A 16,688-nucleotide genomic window follows, 5' to 3' on the forward strand; every position below is an offset into this window, starting at 1 on the left:
GACCTCTCCTCACGCGTACGGGTGACGTACTCGCACATACTCGCCATCTCTTACGAGCACGTCACCTTACGCGTTCGCACTGCCGGGGCGGCAGCTGCGGTTCGGCTACGCGGTGTACGCGTCGGCGACGCCCAGCGCCGCGTCCAGGGCCGCGAGGCCCTCCTTCAGCTCGGCCTCCGTCACGTTGCACGGCGGGACGACGTGCGTCCGGTTCATGTTGATGAAGGGCCACAGACCGTGCTGCTTGGCGGCGGCGCCGAACGCGGCCATGGGGGCGTTCGCCTCGCCCGCCGCGTTGTACGGCACCAGCGGCTCCCGGGTCTCCCGGTTCTTCACCAGGTCCAGCGCCCAGAACATGCCGACACCGCGGACCTCGCCGACGCTCGGGTGCCGCTCGGCCAGCTCGGCGAGGGCGGGCCCGACGACGCTCTCCCCGAGCCGCCTGGCGTTCTCGACGACGCCCTCCTCCTCCATCACGTTGATCGTGGCGACGGCGGCGGCGCAGGCCAGCGGGTGCCCGGAGTAGGTGAGACCGCCGGGGTAGGGGCGCTTGCCGAAGGTCTCGGCGATCTTCTGGGAGATGGCGACACCGCCGAGCGGGACGTACCCCGAGTTCACGCCCTTGGCGAAGGTCATCAGGTCCGGGACGACGTCGAACAGACCGGCCGCGAACCACTCACCGGTCCGCCCGAACCCGGCCATGACCTCGTCCAGGACGAAGACGATGCCGTACTTGTCGCAGATCTCGCGGACCCCGGCCAGATAGCCCGGCGGCGGCACCATGATCCCGGCGGTGCCGGGCACGGTCTCCAGGATGATCGCCGCGACCGTCGCCGGCCCCTCGAAGGCGATCGTCGTCTCCAGGTGCTCCAGGGCCCGCGCGGTCTCCTGCTCCTCGGTCTCGGAGTAGAAGCGGGAGCGGTAGAGGAAGGGCGCCCAGAAGTGGACGACACCGGCGGCGGCGCTGTCGGAGGCCCAGCGGCGCGGGTCACCGGTGACGTTGATCGCCTGCTGGGTGCCGCCGTGGTACGAGCGGTACGCCGAGAGCACCTTCGGGCGGCCCGTGTGCAGACGGGCCATGCGAAGGGCGTGCTCGACGGCGTCCGCGCCGCCGTTGGTGAAGAAGATCTTGTCCAGGTCGCCGGGGGTCCGCTCGGCGATCAGCCGGGCGGCCTCCGAGCGCGCCTCGACGGCGAACGCGGGCGCGAAGGTCGTCATCTTCGCGGCCTGCTCCTGGATCGCGGCGACGACCTTGGGGTGCTGGTAGCCGATGTTGGTGAAGACGAGCCCGCTGGTGAAGTCCAGGTACCGCTTGCCGTCGTAGTCCCAGAAGTAGGACCCCTCGGCGCCGGCGACGGCGAGCGGGTCGATGAGGTCCTGGGCGGACCAGGAGTGGAAGACGTGCGCGCGGTCCGCGGCCTTCACTGCGGCGCCGGCGTCGGGGTTGGGCTGAGGGGTCATGCGGGCGAGCGTAAATGTCCGGGATGCGGACGCGACATCGGCGTCTTGTTCCTTGGACGGGGGGATTCCGCGACAGGTTGTCGACGGGGGAGGTCGGGGTGACCGGCGTTTCATTGACAGCATCCTGTCGTAGTGACAGCCTGCTGTCATGAGTGATATGACGCGCAAGCCCGTGCATCTGGCGGTCTACGACACCCTCGCCGACTGGGAGACGGGGTACACGACCGCGTACCTCGCCCGCGCCGGACACCGGGTGGTGACGGTCGGACCCGACCGCGAGCCGGTCACGAGCATCGGCGGCCTGCGGATCCAGCCCGACCTGGCGCTCGCCGACCTCCGCCCCGAGGACAGCTCCCTCCTGATCCTTCCGGGCGCCGAACTCTGGACCCCGGAACCGACCGCTGCCGCGGCGGGGACCGGGGGTCTCGCCCCCTTCGCCCGCGCGGCCCGCGCCTTCCTCGACGCGGGTGTACCCGTCGCCGCGATCTGCGGAGCCACCGCGGGCCTCGCCCGCGAGGGCCTGCTCGACGACCGCGCCCACACCAGTGCGACCCCCTACTTCCTGTCCGCCACCGGCTACGGCGGCCTCGCCCGCTACGTCGAGGCCGACGCAGTGACCGACGGCGGCCTGATCACCGCCGGGCCCACCGATCCCGTCGCCTTCGCCCGGGAGGTCTTCCGGCTGCTGGGGGTGTACGAGGGAGAGACGCTGGACGCCTGGTACCGGCTCTTCCACGACTCCGACGCGCAGGCCTACACCGTCCTGCAGCAGTCGGCCGCCCGGTGAGCCGGGAACGCCAGGACCTGCTCAGCCGCGGTGCGCTCGGGGTCTTCCGGCTCAACGGGCAGTTCCTGGCCGTGGCCGAGGAGCTGGCCCGGCCCGCCGGGCTCACCGCCGCCTGGTGGCAGGTGCTCGGGGCGGTGCTGCCCGAGCCGCTGCCGGTCGCGGGCATCGCGCGGGTCATGGGCATCACCCGGCAGAGCGTGCAGCGCGTCGCCGACCTGCTGGTGCGGCGGGGGCTCGCCGAGTACCGGCCGAACCCGGCCCACCGCCGGGCGAAGCTCCTCGCGCCCACGCAGGAGGGGCGGGCGGCCGTGGCGCGGATCGGCCCCGGGCACGCGGCCTTCGCCGACCGGCTGGCGGAGGCGATGGGGCAGACCGACCTCGCCGAGGCCGTACGGCTCCTGGAGCGGCTGTCGGCGGTCCTGGACGAGGTGGGGCCGCCGGACGGCGCTGTTACGGAACCGTAGAGCCCGCTCCGCGCGACTCCCCGCACGACCGCACTATTCTCGGTCCGTTGCAGACCTATGGGGGGAAGGCGGCGCGGGGATGGAGAAGCTGGGACCGGGGGATCCGCAGCGCATTGGCGCGTACCGGCTGCTGGCGCGGCTGGGTGCGGGCGGCATGGGGCACGTGTACCTGGCCCGGTCGGACCGGGGCCGCACCGTGGCCGTGAAGCTGGTCCGCCAGGAGCTGGCCGAGCAGGAGGAGTTCCGGGCGCGGTTCCGGCAGGAGGTGCAGGCCGCGCAGCGGGTCGGCGGGTACTGGACCGCGCCCGTGCTGGACGCGGACACCGAGGCGGCAGTGCCCTGGGTGGCCACCGGGTACGTCGCCGGGCCGAGCCTGCAGCAGGTCGTCGGGCGCGATCACGGGGCGCTGCCCGAGCGCTCGGTCCGGATTCTTGCGGCCGGGCTCGCGCATGCGCTGAAGGACATCCACGCGGCGGGGATCGTGCACCGCGATCTGAAGCCGTCGAACGTGCTGGTGACCATCGACGGGCCGCGGGTGATCGACTTCGGGATCGCGCGGGCGATGGAGACGCTGGCGGGGGAGGGGCTCACCCGCACCGGGTCGCTGGTGGGATCACCAGGGTTCATGGCGCCGGAGCAGGTGCGGGGGGACCGGATCACGCCGGCGTGCGACGTCTTCTGCCTCGGATCCGTGCTCGCCTATGCCTCGACCGGTGTCCTGCCCTTCGGGGGCGCCAACAGCGGGGTGCACGCCCTGATGTTCCGGATCGCCCAGGAGGAGCCCGATCTGGAAGGGGTGCCGGAGGGCGTTGCGGATCTGGTGCGGGAGTGCCTGAAGAAGGATCCCGCCGCGCGGCCTTCGCTGGAGCGGATCCTGGAGCGGACGGGGGCGGAGGACACGGTGGCCGGGGGACGGTCCCGGGATCCGTGGCTGCCGGGCGCGCTGGTGGCGCAGCTGGGGCGGCATGCGGTGCAGTTGCTGGAGACCGAGGATCCGGAAGGCAGTGCGGATTCGGGGGCGGCGCCGGGTGGGGGCTCGGGTTCGGCGCCGGGTGGGGGTGCGGGTTCGTCGTCGGGTGCGGGTCCGGGGGTGGGCAGCCGGCCTTCGGCCGGATCCGGGTTCCCACCCGCACCACCCGTGCAGCCTTCGTCGTCGGGTGCGGGTGGCCCCGGTGGGGCGCATGCGCCGTCGGCGGGTGCGGGTGCGTTTCCGGCGGGTGCGGGTGCGGGTGCGGGTGCGGGTGCGGGTGCGGGTGGGCCTGTCCTCCCGGCCGCAGGTGCGGGTGGGGACGGGGCTGGTGTGCCCATGCCTGCCTGGGTTCATCGGCAGGGGGGCGGGCCCGGTGGCTCGCCGGAGCATGCTTCTGCCGCCGACGACGTCCCCGTGCCGCCGGCCGCGCCTGCGGATCCGGGGCGGCCGGGGCCGGTCGAGAGCGGCGGCGGGCCCGTCGACCATCTCCCGACCATGGTCTCCGGGCAGGCTCCACCGCCGGCCGCGCCTCCCGGCGCTCCCGCTGCCACCCCCGCTCCCGCTCCCGGATACGGCGTGCCCGGTGGGCCGGGTGCGTACGGGACGCCCGGTCCGTACGGCTATCCCCAGCAGCCCCAGCAGCATCCACAGCAACACCCGCAGCAGCCGCAGCCTTCTTCCGCCGCCTACGGCTATCCGCAGCAGTCGTACAACCCCTACGGCGGCGGGCTCGGCTCCACCCCGCCCTACGGTCCGCCGCCGGTCGGCGCTCCGCAGGATCCGGAGCGCAGGAACGGACGGTCGACCGCGCTGCTCGTCGTGATCGCGCTGGTCGTGGCGCTGGGCGCGGGCGGGTCGGTGTACGCACTGATGAAGCGGGGCGGCCAGGGCACGGCCGGCGGGACGGTCAGCCCCAAGCCGACCAGCAGCGCGACCGCGCCGGACGGCACCTCCCAGCCGCCCGCCCCGACCTCCTCCTCCTCCTCCGCGCCCGCGGACGGGGCGGTCCCGGACGCCTACCTCGGCACCTGGCAGACCACGATCGACAACTCCAACGGGTCCAACACCCGCCGACTGACCATCCAGCAGGGCAAGGTCGGCGACACCGTCCTCACGCTCGTCGCGGACGGCCCCACCGACGGCGGCGGCACGTACCACTGCGTCTTCGAGGCGAAGCTCAGCGAACAGCCGGGCGGCAGAGGCCCGTTGGAGATCGGGCCGTCCACGGTCTCCTCCGGCGAGCCGGCCTCGTCCTGCTCCCCGGGCGAGGCCACCGAGATCACGCTGCAGCCGGACGGGACTCTGAAGCGTGCGAAGAAGAGTGGCGGGGAGAGCCTGACGTACACCAAGCAATGAGATGAACGCGCGTTCCTGCCGGGGCAGTTGAACGTTGGGCGAACTTCGGTGGACGCGTCCGGTTCGTCCCCTTCTTCGCACGTACCGTGACCGCACCATCCGACTCCGGGCAGTGGCGGGGGCACCCCATGGAGTGGCTGAGCGCGGAGAACATCGTCGCCGTCGGCACGGCGGTGCTGGGCATCGCCGCGTCCGCGGGCATGGTCTGGTACGAGCGCCGGGTGCCGCGCCGCAGGCGGGTGGGCTACCGCGTGCAGATGGACAACCCCATAGGCGACGAAGTCCGTTCGGGCCGGGCCAACCGCCGGTTCGGCCTGCTGCTCTTCGACTTCGACGGCGCGCCGGACATGAGCGACGCGACACTCGTCCTGCTGCGCATCGAGAACGACGGCTCGCTCGGCATCGACCGCGACGACTACACCAGCCCCGGAACCCACGGCCTGACCGCGGTGTTCACAGACCGTACCGTCCGCGGTGTCTCGGTCACCCAGCCGACCGACACCGGCCACCTGATGGACCACTTCACCGCCGAGCGCGGCTTCGGCTACGAAGGCAACACCCTGCACATCCCGCGCGTCCCGCTGAACAAGGGGGACCACTTCAAGCTGCTCGTGCTGCTGTCCGGCGGGGACGTCGGCCGGGACATCCGGATCGTCGGCGGGATCAAGGAGGGCGAGGTCCACCCCAACCGCAGCGCCACGCCCGACGACAAGCCGCCGCTGTTCAGCCGCGCGTCCCGGCTCATCACCATCATGCTGACGCTGTGCGTGGTGACCCTGGCGGCGATCGTCGTGGCCCGCGACGACACACCGCCCCCGATCGGCTGCGCGAAGGGCCGGCTGACGGTCACGGGATCCACCGCGTTCGAGCCGGTGATGCAGGAGGTCGCGAAGAAGTACGAGGAGGACTGCGCGGGCTCGTCCGTCACGGTGGACGCGCACGGATCGACCGCGGGGATACGGGAGCTGGCCGCGAGCGGGGCCCAGGCGAAGGAGGAGGGCTCGCCGCCGCTCGTGGCCCTCTCCGACGGTCCCAAGCCGACGGACATGCCCGAACTCCGGGAGAACCGGGTCGCGTTGTCGGTCTTCGCGCTCGTCGTGAACGACGACGTGGGCGTGAAGAACCTCTCGACGGCCGACGTGCGGCGCCTGTACCGGGGTGAGATCACCAACTGGCGTCAGGTGGGAGGCCGTTCACTGCCCGTGCATCTGGTCAGCCGGGACGCCAACTCCGGCACCCGGCAGGTCTTCCAGCGGCATGTCCTGGGCCGGGGCGAGATGGCGAACTCCTCCGTCGACTGCGTCCACAAGGACTATCGGACGGCGCCGGTGACCCGGTGCGAACTCGACTCGACGGGGCAGGTGCTGGCCGAGGTTGCGCAGCTGCCCGGCGCCGTCGGCTACAGCGAGCTCAACCTGGCCGCGCGGGCGAAGGGGCTGCGCGTCGTCGGCCTCGACGGCGACGCTCCCTCGGTGGACGCCATCGAACACGGTCGCAGCACCTATCCGTACCGGGAGATCGAGTACGCGTACACCTACGGCCGGCCTCCCGCGGACTCCCTGGCCTCCAGCTTCCTGACGTTCCTGGCGCGGGGTGGTGGTCAGGACATCATCCGCACCCATGGGCATGTGCCGTGCTGGACCCCGGAGGGCATGAAACTGTGCGCGTAGCCGACGGCTACTCGACTGTGCGCGAGCCGACGGCTACTCGTCTGCGCCGGTCCGCCGTCCGCCGCCCGCGGGGCCGTGGTGGCCGGTCGCGCAGTTCCCCGCGCCCCTGGGGGGTTGCAGTCCCGCTGGCTGCCGGGGCGTCGTGCCCAGTTGTGGGGTCGTCCTTTGTCTGCGGGGCCGTGGTGGCCGGTCGCGCAGTTCCCCGCGCCCCTGGGGGGTTGCAGTCCCGCTGGCTGCCGGGGCGTCGTGCCCAGTTGTGGGCAGTCGTGCCGCTGGGGCGATGGGGGTCCCCCCGCTCGAGCGAAGCCGAGAGTGGGGGAGGGCGGGCGCACGGCGCCCTGCAAGCGTGGGTGAGGGACACCCCCGGCCTGTTGCCTAGCGTGGCTCCGGGGGGCGTTGTCTCGGCATGTTCGGACGGGTGCCGTTCGCCGGGGGGAGGGGAAACCTTCCCACCGGGGCGGCGGACTCCGTGCGGACGCCCGTAGCCACCGCCGCCTGAATGCCGAGCGGCGCCGGCCCCGTGCGGAACTCCACCATCCAGTCGGCCGTCTCGGTACGCACCAGCTCCAGCACGTCCTCCGAGAAGCGCCGCAACACCGTCAGGCACCGCTCCGCGGCCTCGCTCGCCGTCCCCTCCGCCGGTCCCAGGACCTCGCGCACGCTCTCCGACGCCCAGTCGAACTGCAGCGCCTGCAGCCGCCGCTGCACGGCCTGCGCGGTGGCCACGTCCCTTATCCATCCTGAGGTGACGCCGAAGAACCGGTCGACGCCGACGCACGCCACCGAGAGCATCAGCGCCAGATATCCCCAGGGTGCGACTCCGCCGACCACCCCGGTCAGATCCAGCAGCGGCAGCGTGGCCCCGCAGACCGCACCCACCGCCGCCCCGGCCCGCAGCGCCCACGCGCCCCGCCGCTTCCACACCCGGTCCGCGAGATACCAGGACGCCGTCCGCAGTGCCCCCTCCTCCACCCAGCGGTACAGCTCGTCGAGCCGCTCGGCGGGCTCCGCCCAGTCCCCGAGCGGAAACTCCCGCCCGGTCAGATCGCCCGGCCGCAGCCCGGCCGCACCCTCGCCCCGCCCGTCCTGAGGCGGCCCCTCGGGCTGCATCTCCGGCTGACCCACCCGGCACTCCCTACTGAACACGACACCGAACACGGCACTGAACACGGCACTGATGGCGGCCGGTCACATTGCGTGACATTGCATGTCGACGCGCGGCACCCTTCCTACCGCCCAATGGGTGGCTCGGACGTAGCTTTCCCGTCTTTTCCGCCCGGAAGAGGGCCTTGATCAGGTATAGGCCTGCCACTGTTCTCACTCGAAAGAGTGGCGGGGCGATGGTCGCGTAGACCACGTAGGCTCGTGCACAACGGAAGACGGCGGAGCAGACGAGGAACCAGGAGCTGATCGTGATCCCCGGTGGTGGCCAGCCCAACATGCAGCAGTTGCTCCAGCAGGCCCAGAAGATGCAGCAGGACCTGCAGCGGGCGCAGGAGGAACTGGCGAACACGGAGGTCGACGGGCAGGCGGGCGGCGGCCTGGTGAGGGCCACCGTCACCGGCTCCGGCGAGCTGCGTGGCCTGAAGATCGACCCGAAGGCGGTCGACCCGGAGGACACCGAGACCCTCGCCGACCTGATCGTCGCGGCGGTCCAGGCGGCCAACGAGAACGCGCAGACCCTCCAGCAGCAGAAGCTGGGCCCGCTGGCCCAGGGTCTGGGCGGCGGAAGCGGTATCCCCGGCCTGCCCTTCTAAGACGGGCCGCGGCCAACTACCGTACGTACCGAAAGACTCCAGGAAGGGCAGTCCGTTGTACGAAGGCGTGGTCCAGGACCTCATCGACGAGTTGGGGCGGCTGCCCGGCGTCGGTCCCAAGAGCGCGCAGCGGATCGCCTTCCACATCCTGCAGGCGGAGCCGACGGACGTGAAGCGGCTCGCCCAGGCTCTCCTCGAGGTCAAGGCGAGGGTCCGCTTCTGTGCGACCTGCGGCAACGTCGCGCAGGAGGAGCTGTGCGCCATCTGCCGCGACCCGCGCCGCGATCCCGCGGTGATCTGTGTGGTGGAGGAGCCCAAGGACGTCGTCGCCATCGAGCGCACCCGCGAGTTCCGCGGCTGTTACCACGTGCTCGGCGGCGCGATCAGCCCGATCGAGGGCGTCGGCCCCGACGACCTGCGTATACGAGAACTTCTCGCGCGGTTGGCCGACGGGACGGTCACGGAGTTGATCCTGGCCACGGACCCGAATCTGGAAGGCGAGGCGACGGCCACGTACCTCGCCCGCATGATCAAACCCATGGGCCTGAAGGTCACCCGCCTGGCCAGCGGCCTCCCGGTGGGTGGCGACCTGGAATACGCGGACGAGGTCACGCTCGGCCGCGCCTTCGAGGGGAGACGACTCCTAGATGTCTGACGCCACGCTGCACGCCACGTCGCAGAACCCGGACGACTTCGCGGTCCAGATCGCGGACCAGATCGAGAGCTTCCTGGTGGCCGTCACGGAGGTGGCGAAGGGCGACGAGCCCGACTCGGCCGTTCCCTTCCTCCTCCTGGAGGTCTCCCAGCTCCTGCTGGCCGGCGGCCGCCTGGGCGCCCACGAGGACATCGTCCCCGACGAGCGGTACGAGCCCGACCTGGGCCCCGAGCCGGACGTGGACGAACTCCGCGAGAACCTGGCCCGTCTGCTCGACCCGATCGACATCTACTCCGAGGTCTTCGACCCCTACGAGCCCCGCAAGGCTCCCGTCCCGGCCCGTATCTCCGACGACCTCGCCGACGTCATCACCGACCTGCGCCACGGCATGGCCCACTACCGGTCCGGCCGCACCACGGAGGCCCTGTGGTGGTGGCAGTTCTCCTACTTCTCCAACTGGGGCGGCACCGCCTCCGCCACCCTGCGTGCCCTGCAGTCCCTGGTCGCCCACGTCCGCCTGAACCAGCCCCTGGAGGAGCTGGACGGCCTCGACACCGACCAGAGCATGGGCGACGAGACCCTGGAGTTCGAGGCGGGCAAGGTCATGGCCGAGGAGATCGGCGAGCCGCTGGGGATGCACCCGGGGGTGTAGGGCCCGGGTCCGCCCGCCGAGCCGTCCCCGGATCGTCCACAGCCTGTGGACGGGACGGCCGGCCGAGGACGCGATGCGTACGGCGCCGCACGACGAGCGGGACGTGCCGCGCCCGCTCGTGCTTGAAATTTAATTCACTGTGGTTTCTGTGAGCCGGTTTCTGTGAGCCGGGGCACTTTCCGCGTGGCTTGTGAAGCGCGGGGCAGGTTGTGGCAAGAGAGCAACCGACGTCTCACCATGCGGGAGCACGGTGGTCGAATTTGGGCTCTCGTTAGACTGAGCCGACACAAACGAACCGAGCGAGGAGCGCACGTGGGCCTTGTCGTGCAGAAGTACGGAGGCTCCTCCGTAGCCGATGCCGAGGGCATCAAGCGCGTCGCCAAGCGGATCGTGGAAGCGAAGAAGAACGGCAACCAGGTGGTTGTCGTCGTTTCTGCGATGGGCGACACGACGGACGAGCTGATCGATCTCGCCGAGCAGGTTTCTCCGATGCCTGCAGGCCGGGAATTCGACATGCTGCTGACCGCCGGAGAGCGTATCTCCATGGCTCTGCTGGCCATGGCGATCAAAAACCTGGGCCACGAGGCGCAGTCGTTCACCGGCAGCCAGGCAGGCGTCATCACCGACTCGGTCCACAACAAAGCCCGGATCATCGATGTCACGCCGGGCCGGATCCGGGAGTCCCTGGACAGGGGCAACATCGCGATCGTCGCCGGTTTCCAGGGCGTCAGCGCCGACAAGAAGGACATCACCACCCTCGGTCGCGGTGGATCCGACACCACGGCCGTGGCGCTCGCCGCCGCGCTCGACGCCGAGGTCTGCGAGATCTACACCGACGTCGACGGCGTGTTCACCGCCGACCCGCGCGTGGTGAAGAAGGCGAAGAAGATCGACTGGATCTCCTTCGAGGACATGCTGGAGCTCGCGGCCTCCGGCTCCAAGGTGCTGCTCCACCGCTGTGTGGAGTACGCCCGCCGCTACAACATCCCGATCCACGTCCGCTCCAGCTTCAGCGGACTGCAGGGCACGTGGGTCAGCAGTGAGCCGATTGGGGACAAGAAGGTGGAACAGGCCATCATCTCCGGTGTCGCGCACGACACCTCCGAGGCCAAGATCACGGTCGTCGGCGTGCCGGACAAGCCGGGTGAGGCGGCCGCGATCTTCCGGACCATCGCCGATGCCGAGATCAACATCGACATGGTCGTGCAGAACGTGTCCGCCGCCGCCACGGGCCTGACGGACATCTCCTTCACGCTGCCGAAGACCGAGGGCCGCAAGGCCATCGACGCGCTGGAGAAGAACCGCTCCGGCATCGGCTTCGACTCGCTGCGCTACGACGACCAGATCGGCAAGATCTCGCTCGTCGGCGCCGGCATGAAGACGAACCCGGGCGTCACCGCCTCCTTCTTCGAGGCGCTGAGCGACGCGGGCGTGAACATCGAGCTGATCTCCACCTCCGAGATCCGCATCTCGGTCGTCACCCGTGCCGACGACGTGCCGGAGGCCGTGCGCGCCGTGCACACCGCCTTCGGACTCGACTCCGACACCGACGAGGCCGTCGTCTACGGAGGCACGGGCCGGTAATGGCGCCGACCGGGAAGCCGACGCTCGCGGTCGTGGGAGCGACCGGAGCCGTCGGCGCGGTCATGCTCCAGATCCTGTCCCAGCGTGCGGACATCTGGGGCGAGATCCGTCTGATCGCCTCGCCACGCTCGGCCGGCCGCAAGCTGGCCGTGCGCGGCGAGGAGGTCGAGGTCGTGGCCCTGACCGAGGAGGCCTTCGACGGGGTCGACATCGCGATGTTCGACGTGCCCGACGAGGTCTCCGCCCAGTGGGCGCCGATCGCCGCCGCCCGCGGCGCGGTCGTCGTCGACAACTCCGGTGCCTTCCGGATGGACCCGGACGTGCCGCTCGTCGTGCCAGAGGTCAACCCGCACGCGGTGCGCCTGAGGCCGCGCGGGATCGTCGCCAACCCCAATTGCACCACCCTGTCGATGATCGTCGCCCTGGGTGCGCTGCACGCCGAGTTCGGGCTGCGCGAGCTGGTGGTGTCCTCGTACCAGGCGGTGAGCGGGGCGGGCCGGTCGGGCGTCGACACGCTCCGGGCCCAGATGTCCCTGGTCGCCGGGACCGAGCTGGGCACCAAGCCCGGTGACGTACGGCGCGCCGTCGGGGACGACACCGGGCCCTTCCCGGAGCCGGTCGCGCTGAACGTCGTCCCGTGGGCCGGATCGCTCCGGGAGGACGGCTGGTCGTCGGAGGAGATGAAGGTACGGGACGAGTCCCGCAAGATCCTCGGACTGCCCACCCTGCCGGTCGCCGTGACCTGTGTACGGGTGCCGGTGATCACCACGCACTCGCTGACCGTCCACGCCCGCTTCCAGGGCGAGGTGACCGTCGACGGCGCCCGCGAGATCCTCGCCACCGCGCCCGGGGTCGTGCTCTTCGACGACCCCGCCGCCGGTGAGTTCCCCACCCCCGCCGACGTGGTGGGCACCGATCCGACCTGGGTCGGACGGCTGCGGCGGGCGCTGGACGACCCGACCGCCCTCGAACTGTTCGTGTGCGGCGACAACCTGCGCAAGGGCGCCGCACTCAACACCGCGCAGATCGCCGAGCTGGTGGCCGCGGAGATCTCGGGAGGGGCTGTTGCCCGTGCGTAAGACGTTTGTAGGATCCATGTAAGAAATGTGGCCGGGAGCATGGTCCGTACCACTTGAACTGGGCTCCCCGGCGACAGAGGATTTTCCTCCCCGTCCTCCGCAACCACGCGGAGGGCGGGGAGCGTCTTTGCGGTCACCCTTGCGGGGCGTGAGACGTGAGGATCCTGGCGTGGGGGCGCTGTGATCGGGGCGTGCGGACGCCCGTTCAAACAGGACATAGGGGAAGAGCGGGACGCATGACGGCTCTTGAGGCACCGTCGGTTGTCGCACATGTGACGCCCGGCACGTACAACCCTGACGGGGGGAGACGTGTCCAACTGGCGTGGCAGAGGTTCTCGAACTCAGTGCGGTCAGCGGCACCGCGGCGCTCCGGCCGCCCCGCGCGGCGCTCCGGCCGCGCACTCCCGGCGGCATGCCGGTGATCGCGCCCATGCCTGCAGCGCGGCCCGCCCGCATACCCAGCCAGCGTGACGGCTCCGACGACACCACGGCCACCGCGGACACCACGGACGCCGCGGTCGTGGGCACCACCGTCGACCACCTCACCGAGACCTACCGGGCGCACTACCGCTCGCTGCTCGGTCTCGCCGCGCTCCTCCTCGACGACACCGCCTCCTGCGAGGACGTCGTCCAGGAGGCCTTCATCCGCGTCCACTCGGCCCGCAAACGCGTCCGCGACCCCGAGAAGACCCTCGCCTACCTGCGGCAGACGGTCGTCAACCTCTCCCGCTCCGCCCTGCGCCGGCGCATCCTCGGCCTCAAGCTGCTCTCCAAGCCGATGCCCGACATGGCGAGCGCGGAGGAGGGTGCCTACGACCAGCTGGAGCGGCGCGACCTCATCAAGGCGATGAAGGGGCTGCAGCGACGCCAGCGCGAGGTCCTCGTGCTGCGCTACTTCGCGGACATGACCGAGGCGCAGGTCGCCGAGACGCTCGGGATCTCGCTCGGCTCGGTGAAGGCGTACGGCTCGCGGGGCATCGCGGCGCTGCGGGTGGCCATGGAGGCACCGTCATGAGCGAGCACACCGAAGGGGGCGCTTCCCGTGAACCCCAGTCCCATGACGGCCAGGAGCCCGAGGTCCGGCACGAACCGCCGAAGCGCCACGAACAAGAGCACACGCAATCGCACGCTGGGAACGGAACTGTGAACCACGGCCCCGACGACAAGGGCCCCGAGGGGCCCGGCCCGGGCCTCGACGGAATCGACGGGCTCGACGGAATCGACGGCCTCGACGGGCTCGGCACGGACGAGTCGGCCCTGCGCCGGATGCTGCACTCCGCCGTCGACGACATCGAACCGCGCACCGGCACCCTGGACCATCTGCGCAGGGCCGTGCCGGCGCGGCGCGCCCGCAAGCGCCAGGCCGCCGTCGGCATGGTGGCCGCGGCCCTGTTCATCGGCACGGCGATCCCCGCCCTCATCCACGTCTCCGACTCCGGCGGCACCGACCCCAACACCGCCATGGCCGGACAGTCGACCCAGGCGCAGGGCGGGACCGGCCAGGGCAAAAGCCCGGACGGCGGCTCCGGCACCGCCGGCGGCTCCTCCGGCAGGACTCCGGGGCCCGGCAGGAACAACAGCAGGAGCAGCCCGCCGGCCAAGCCCGGCGGCACGAGCGGCAGCTCCTCCGGCGGCGCCGAATCGTCCGCCACCGCGGCCGCGAACGCCCCGCTGTGCACGGCGTCCCAGCTGGGCTCCGCCACGCAGAGCGTCGACGCCCCCGACTCCGCGGGTGTCGTCTACGGCACCTTCCGCGTCACCAACACGTCCTCCGCCAGCTGTACCGTCGGCGGCCCGGGCACCGTGGCGGTCGCCGCACAGGGCGCTGCCGACCCGGCCAAGATCGGCAGTGCGCGGCACGCGGCCGGGGACGCGGCGGCCGGCCTGCCCGATCCCTCCCTGGAGGTCGCGTCGCTGCTCCTGCAGCCGGGTGCGGCCTACGAGGAGAAGTTCGCCTTCGTCCCCTCCGAGACCTGCCCCACCACCGGCGGTGACACCACCACCACCGGCGGCTCGGACAGCGGCGGCCCGTCGCCGGACCCGACGCCCAGCCAGGACGCCGGTGCCGTCGGGGGAACGGACCCCGGCAGCACCACGACGGGCACCACGCCTCAGCTCGTCACCGAGGACGGCGGTACGGCCGACGGCAGCGTCCTGGTCACCCACACCGCCAAGACGGGGCCCACGGTGTCGGCCACCGTGTCGAACGCGTGCGCGGGGACGGTGTACTACACCGGGGTGCTGGCGGGGGCGTAGCCCTGCGACGGGGTACTGGCGGGACGGTGTACTGCACCGGGGTACTGGCGCAGGCGTAGCCCTGCGGCGGCGGGCGCGCCGACCGCGCAGTGACCGTCGGACGGCGTCGGACGGTGTCAGGGGGCGGACGGCGTCAGACGGCGGTCGGGGCGGAGGAGGCGTTCTCCTGCTCCTGCTCCTGCTCCTGCTCCTGCTCCGGCACCAGCCCGAGTGCCGCGTCCCGCTGGAACTCCGCCTCGCGGCGCAGCAGCCGGAACCACATGAAGACCACGAAGCCCGCGAAGACGAACCACTCCCCGGTGTAGCCGAGGTTCTGGAACGCCTTCAGGTCGAGACCGGTGCCGTTCGGCGCGGTCGCGGGCACCGCTTTCATCCCCGCGTCGGCCCTGTCGAGCGTCACCCAGGCGTCGTACAGCCGGTACGGCACCAGGTTGACGAGCGAGGCCGAGCTGATCGCCGCCGTCTGCCCGGCAGGCAGCCCGCCCTCGCTGCTGACCCCGTCGTCCCCCGGGGTCTCGGAGGCCTGCAGCGCACCGGTGACGCTGACCTCACCGGCCGGCGGGGCGGGCGCCTTCGCCGCATCCGCCGTGCCCGGCAGCCAGCCCCGCACCACGGGCAGGGCCTTGCCGGAGTCGGTGCGCAGCAGCGTCAGCACGTAGAAGCCGTGTTTGCCGTCCAGCTCCCGGCCGGGCACGAGGAGCTGCTTGCCGTACCGGCCGTTCGCGGAGACCCGCCGTCCCGACGTGTTCTTGTCGACGGGCAGCATCCTCGCGAGGGGCCGTGCCGCCTCGTGCTTGTCGGAGGCGGCCTGCTCGGTCGCGGCGCGGTGGTCCTGCACCCGCCCCTCGAACCGGCTCAGCTGCCACGACCCCATGAAGATGCAGAACGGGATGGCGAGCAGCACGAAGACGTTGATGCCCCACCAGCGGGGTGTCAGCAGAAACCGGTACACGCCCCCACGGTACGGCGGTCCGGAACCGGACTTTTTGCGGGGTCCGGTTCCCGGGCCGTCGGGCGGGTCGCGTGGCCATCGGCGAAAGCGCGTGGCTTTCAGCGAATGCGCCTGGCCTTCAGCGAATGCGCGTGGCCTTCAGCGAATACATGAGCGGGATGCGCGGGTGGCCCGCCGGGAAGCGGTGGTAGCCGTCGCGCACCTCGAAGTTCTCGAAGCGCTGGAAGACCGAGACGTCGTGCTCGTGCAGGAAGTCCAGGCGCAGGCCGGCCGCGGCGAGTGCGGAGACGACGTCGCCGAGGGGGTGCTGCCACTCGACGCTGCGGTTGTGGACGGTCTCGGCGCCCTGGTCGGCGTAGGTCCCGGGTTCGTCCCACACCTGGGCGTCGCGCGAGAAGTAGTCGCGCACGAGCCGCGAGCCCGTCTCGTCGTCCAGCGTGTCGGTGATCGGGTGGAACTCGGCGAGGTAGAGGAAGCCGCCCGGTGCGACGAAGGAGGCCGCGGTCTCGGCCCAGCGCCGGATGTCCGGCAGCCAGCACAGTGCACCGAGCCCCGTGTAGACGATGTCGTACGCGGGCTCGGGTACGACGTCGGCCGCGTCGTACACGTCACTGGTCACGAAGGCCGCCCGGTCCGGGCCGTACCCGAGGTCGGCCGCGAGGCCGCGGGCCGCCTCGACGGCCGGCGCCGAGAAGTCGAGGCCGACCACCCGGGCCGCGCCGCGGTGCGCCCAGGAGAGGGTGTCGAGACCGATGTGGCACTGCAGGTGCAGCAGCGACCTGCCGGTGACGTCGCCGACCTCGGCGGTCTCGAAGTCCCGCAGGACGTCCCGGCGGGCACGGAAGCCGTCGAGGTCGTAGTACTCGCTCGAAACGTGCACGGGGACCCTTTCGTCCCACATGGCGCGGTTGTCCTCGCGCCAGCCGTCGGGGGCGGACCGGGGCGCGTCCGGGGTGCTCGGAGCGGACGTGTGTGCGGACTTGGTGCTCATGATCCAGAAGTTATCCACAGGCTGGGTGGACCCGCCAGCGCATTGTCGGCACGG

General features: G+C 71.5%; 15 protein-coding genes. 11 read left to right on the forward strand and 4 right to left on the reverse strand.

Translation table 11 applies throughout. The features are described 5' to 3' along the window. Nucleotides 1–105: 105 nt before the first annotated feature. Nucleotides 106–1,461, reverse strand: a complete 1,356-nt coding sequence (locus AB0H32_RS08870) for an aspartate aminotransferase family protein (protein WP_361116462.1) — start codon at nt 1,459–1,461, stop codon at nt 106–108. 157 nt (nt 1,462–1,618) lie between these two features. Between AB0H32_RS08870 and AB0H32_RS08875 the strand changes: the two genes are divergently transcribed. From AB0H32_RS08875 to AB0H32_RS08890, 4 genes are all read left to right on the forward strand, one after another. Next, entirely contained in the window at nt 1,619–2,248 is a 630-nt protein-coding gene (locus AB0H32_RS08875) for a DJ-1/PfpI family protein (protein WP_361116589.1), read from the forward strand. Continuing rightward, nucleotides 2,245–2,712, forward strand: coding sequence for a helix-turn-helix domain-containing protein (locus AB0H32_RS08880; protein ID WP_361116465.1), 468 nt, complete (start codon nt 2,245–2,247; stop codon nt 2,710–2,712). The genes AB0H32_RS08875 and AB0H32_RS08880 overlap by 4 nt, the downstream gene beginning before the upstream one ends. A 79-nt stretch (nt 2,713–2,791) precedes the next feature. Next, nucleotides 2,792–5,038 carry a serine/threonine-protein kinase gene (locus tag AB0H32_RS08885; protein WP_361116468.1) on the forward strand — a complete coding sequence of 749 codons (2,247 nt, stop codon included), beginning with the start codon at nt 2,792–2,794 and terminating at the stop codon, nt 5,036–5,038. 128 nt (nt 5,039–5,166) lie between these two features. Then, the gene (locus tag AB0H32_RS08890; RefSeq protein ID WP_361116591.1) at nt 5,167–6,708 is read left to right on the forward strand and encodes a substrate-binding domain-containing protein; all 1,542 of its coding nucleotides are present in this window, start codon (nt 5,167–5,169) and stop codon (nt 6,706–6,708) included. A 375-nt stretch (nt 6,709–7,083) separates the two neighbouring features. Here the strand turns inward: AB0H32_RS08890 and AB0H32_RS08895 are convergent, their stop codons facing one another. Further along, a complete protein-coding gene (locus AB0H32_RS08895; RefSeq protein WP_361116471.1) occupies nt 7,084–7,833 on the reverse strand; it encodes an SLATT domain-containing protein in 750 nt (249 codons plus the stop codon). Between the two features lie 287 nt (nt 7,834–8,120). On the opposite strand from AB0H32_RS08895, the gene AB0H32_RS08900 reads away from it, so the two are divergent. From AB0H32_RS08900 to AB0H32_RS08930, 7 genes are all read left to right on the forward strand, one after another. Beyond that, nucleotides 8,121–8,465: a YbaB/EbfC family nucleoid-associated protein gene (locus AB0H32_RS08900; RefSeq protein WP_145886284.1), complete on the forward strand. Its 345-nt coding sequence runs from the start codon at nt 8,121–8,123 to the stop codon at nt 8,463–8,465. A gap of 55 nt (nt 8,466–8,520) precedes the next feature. Continuing rightward, nucleotides 8,521–9,120, forward strand: coding sequence for a recombination mediator RecR (gene recR / locus AB0H32_RS08905; RefSeq protein WP_361116475.1), 600 nt, complete (start codon nt 8,521–8,523; stop codon nt 9,118–9,120). Next, on the forward strand, nt 9,113–9,772 hold the full coding sequence (locus AB0H32_RS08910) for a DUF5063 domain-containing protein (RefSeq protein ID WP_361116478.1): 660 nt from the start codon (nt 9,113–9,115) through the stop codon (nt 9,770–9,772). Before recR ends, AB0H32_RS08910 begins: the two co-directional genes overlap by 8 nt. Before the next feature lie 312 nt (nt 9,773–10,084). After that, nucleotides 10,085–11,356 carry an aspartate kinase gene (locus AB0H32_RS08915; protein WP_361116481.1) on the forward strand — a complete coding sequence of 424 codons (1,272 nt, stop codon included), beginning with the start codon at nt 10,085–10,087 and terminating at the stop codon, nt 11,354–11,356. Then, nucleotides 11,356–12,435: an aspartate-semialdehyde dehydrogenase gene (locus tag AB0H32_RS08920; protein ID WP_361116484.1), complete on the forward strand. Its 1,080-nt coding sequence runs from the start codon at nt 11,356–11,358 to the stop codon at nt 12,433–12,435. The genes AB0H32_RS08915 and AB0H32_RS08920 overlap by 1 nt, the downstream gene beginning before the upstream one ends. Nucleotides 12,436–12,757: 322 nt before the next feature. Beyond that, entirely contained in the window at nt 12,758–13,450 is a 693-nt protein-coding gene (locus tag AB0H32_RS08925) for a SigE family RNA polymerase sigma factor (protein WP_361116487.1), read from the forward strand. 128 nt (nt 13,451–13,578) lie between these two features. Continuing rightward, nucleotides 13,579–14,691: a hypothetical protein gene (locus tag AB0H32_RS08930; protein WP_361116490.1), complete on the forward strand. Its 1,113-nt coding sequence runs from the start codon at nt 13,579–13,581 to the stop codon at nt 14,689–14,691. 133 nt (nt 14,692–14,824) lie between these two features. Here AB0H32_RS08930 and AB0H32_RS08935 read toward each other — a convergent pair whose 3' ends face one another. Continuing rightward, nucleotides 14,825–15,643 (reverse strand): SURF1 family protein, encoded by an 819-nt coding sequence (locus AB0H32_RS08935; RefSeq protein WP_361116493.1) that lies wholly within the window; start codon nt 15,641–15,643, stop codon nt 14,825–14,827. Between the two features lie 118 nt (nt 15,644–15,761). Continuing rightward, entirely contained in the window at nt 15,762–16,544 is a 783-nt protein-coding gene (locus AB0H32_RS08940; protein WP_361116594.1) for a class I SAM-dependent methyltransferase, read from the reverse strand. Nucleotides 16,545–16,688: the final 144 nt, after the last annotated feature.

The sequence above is a fragment of the Streptomyces sp. NPDC020362 genome (assembly GCF_040642095.1).
In the GTDB taxonomy this organism is placed as follows: domain Bacteria; phylum Actinomycetota; class Actinomycetes; order Streptomycetales; family Streptomycetaceae; genus Streptomyces.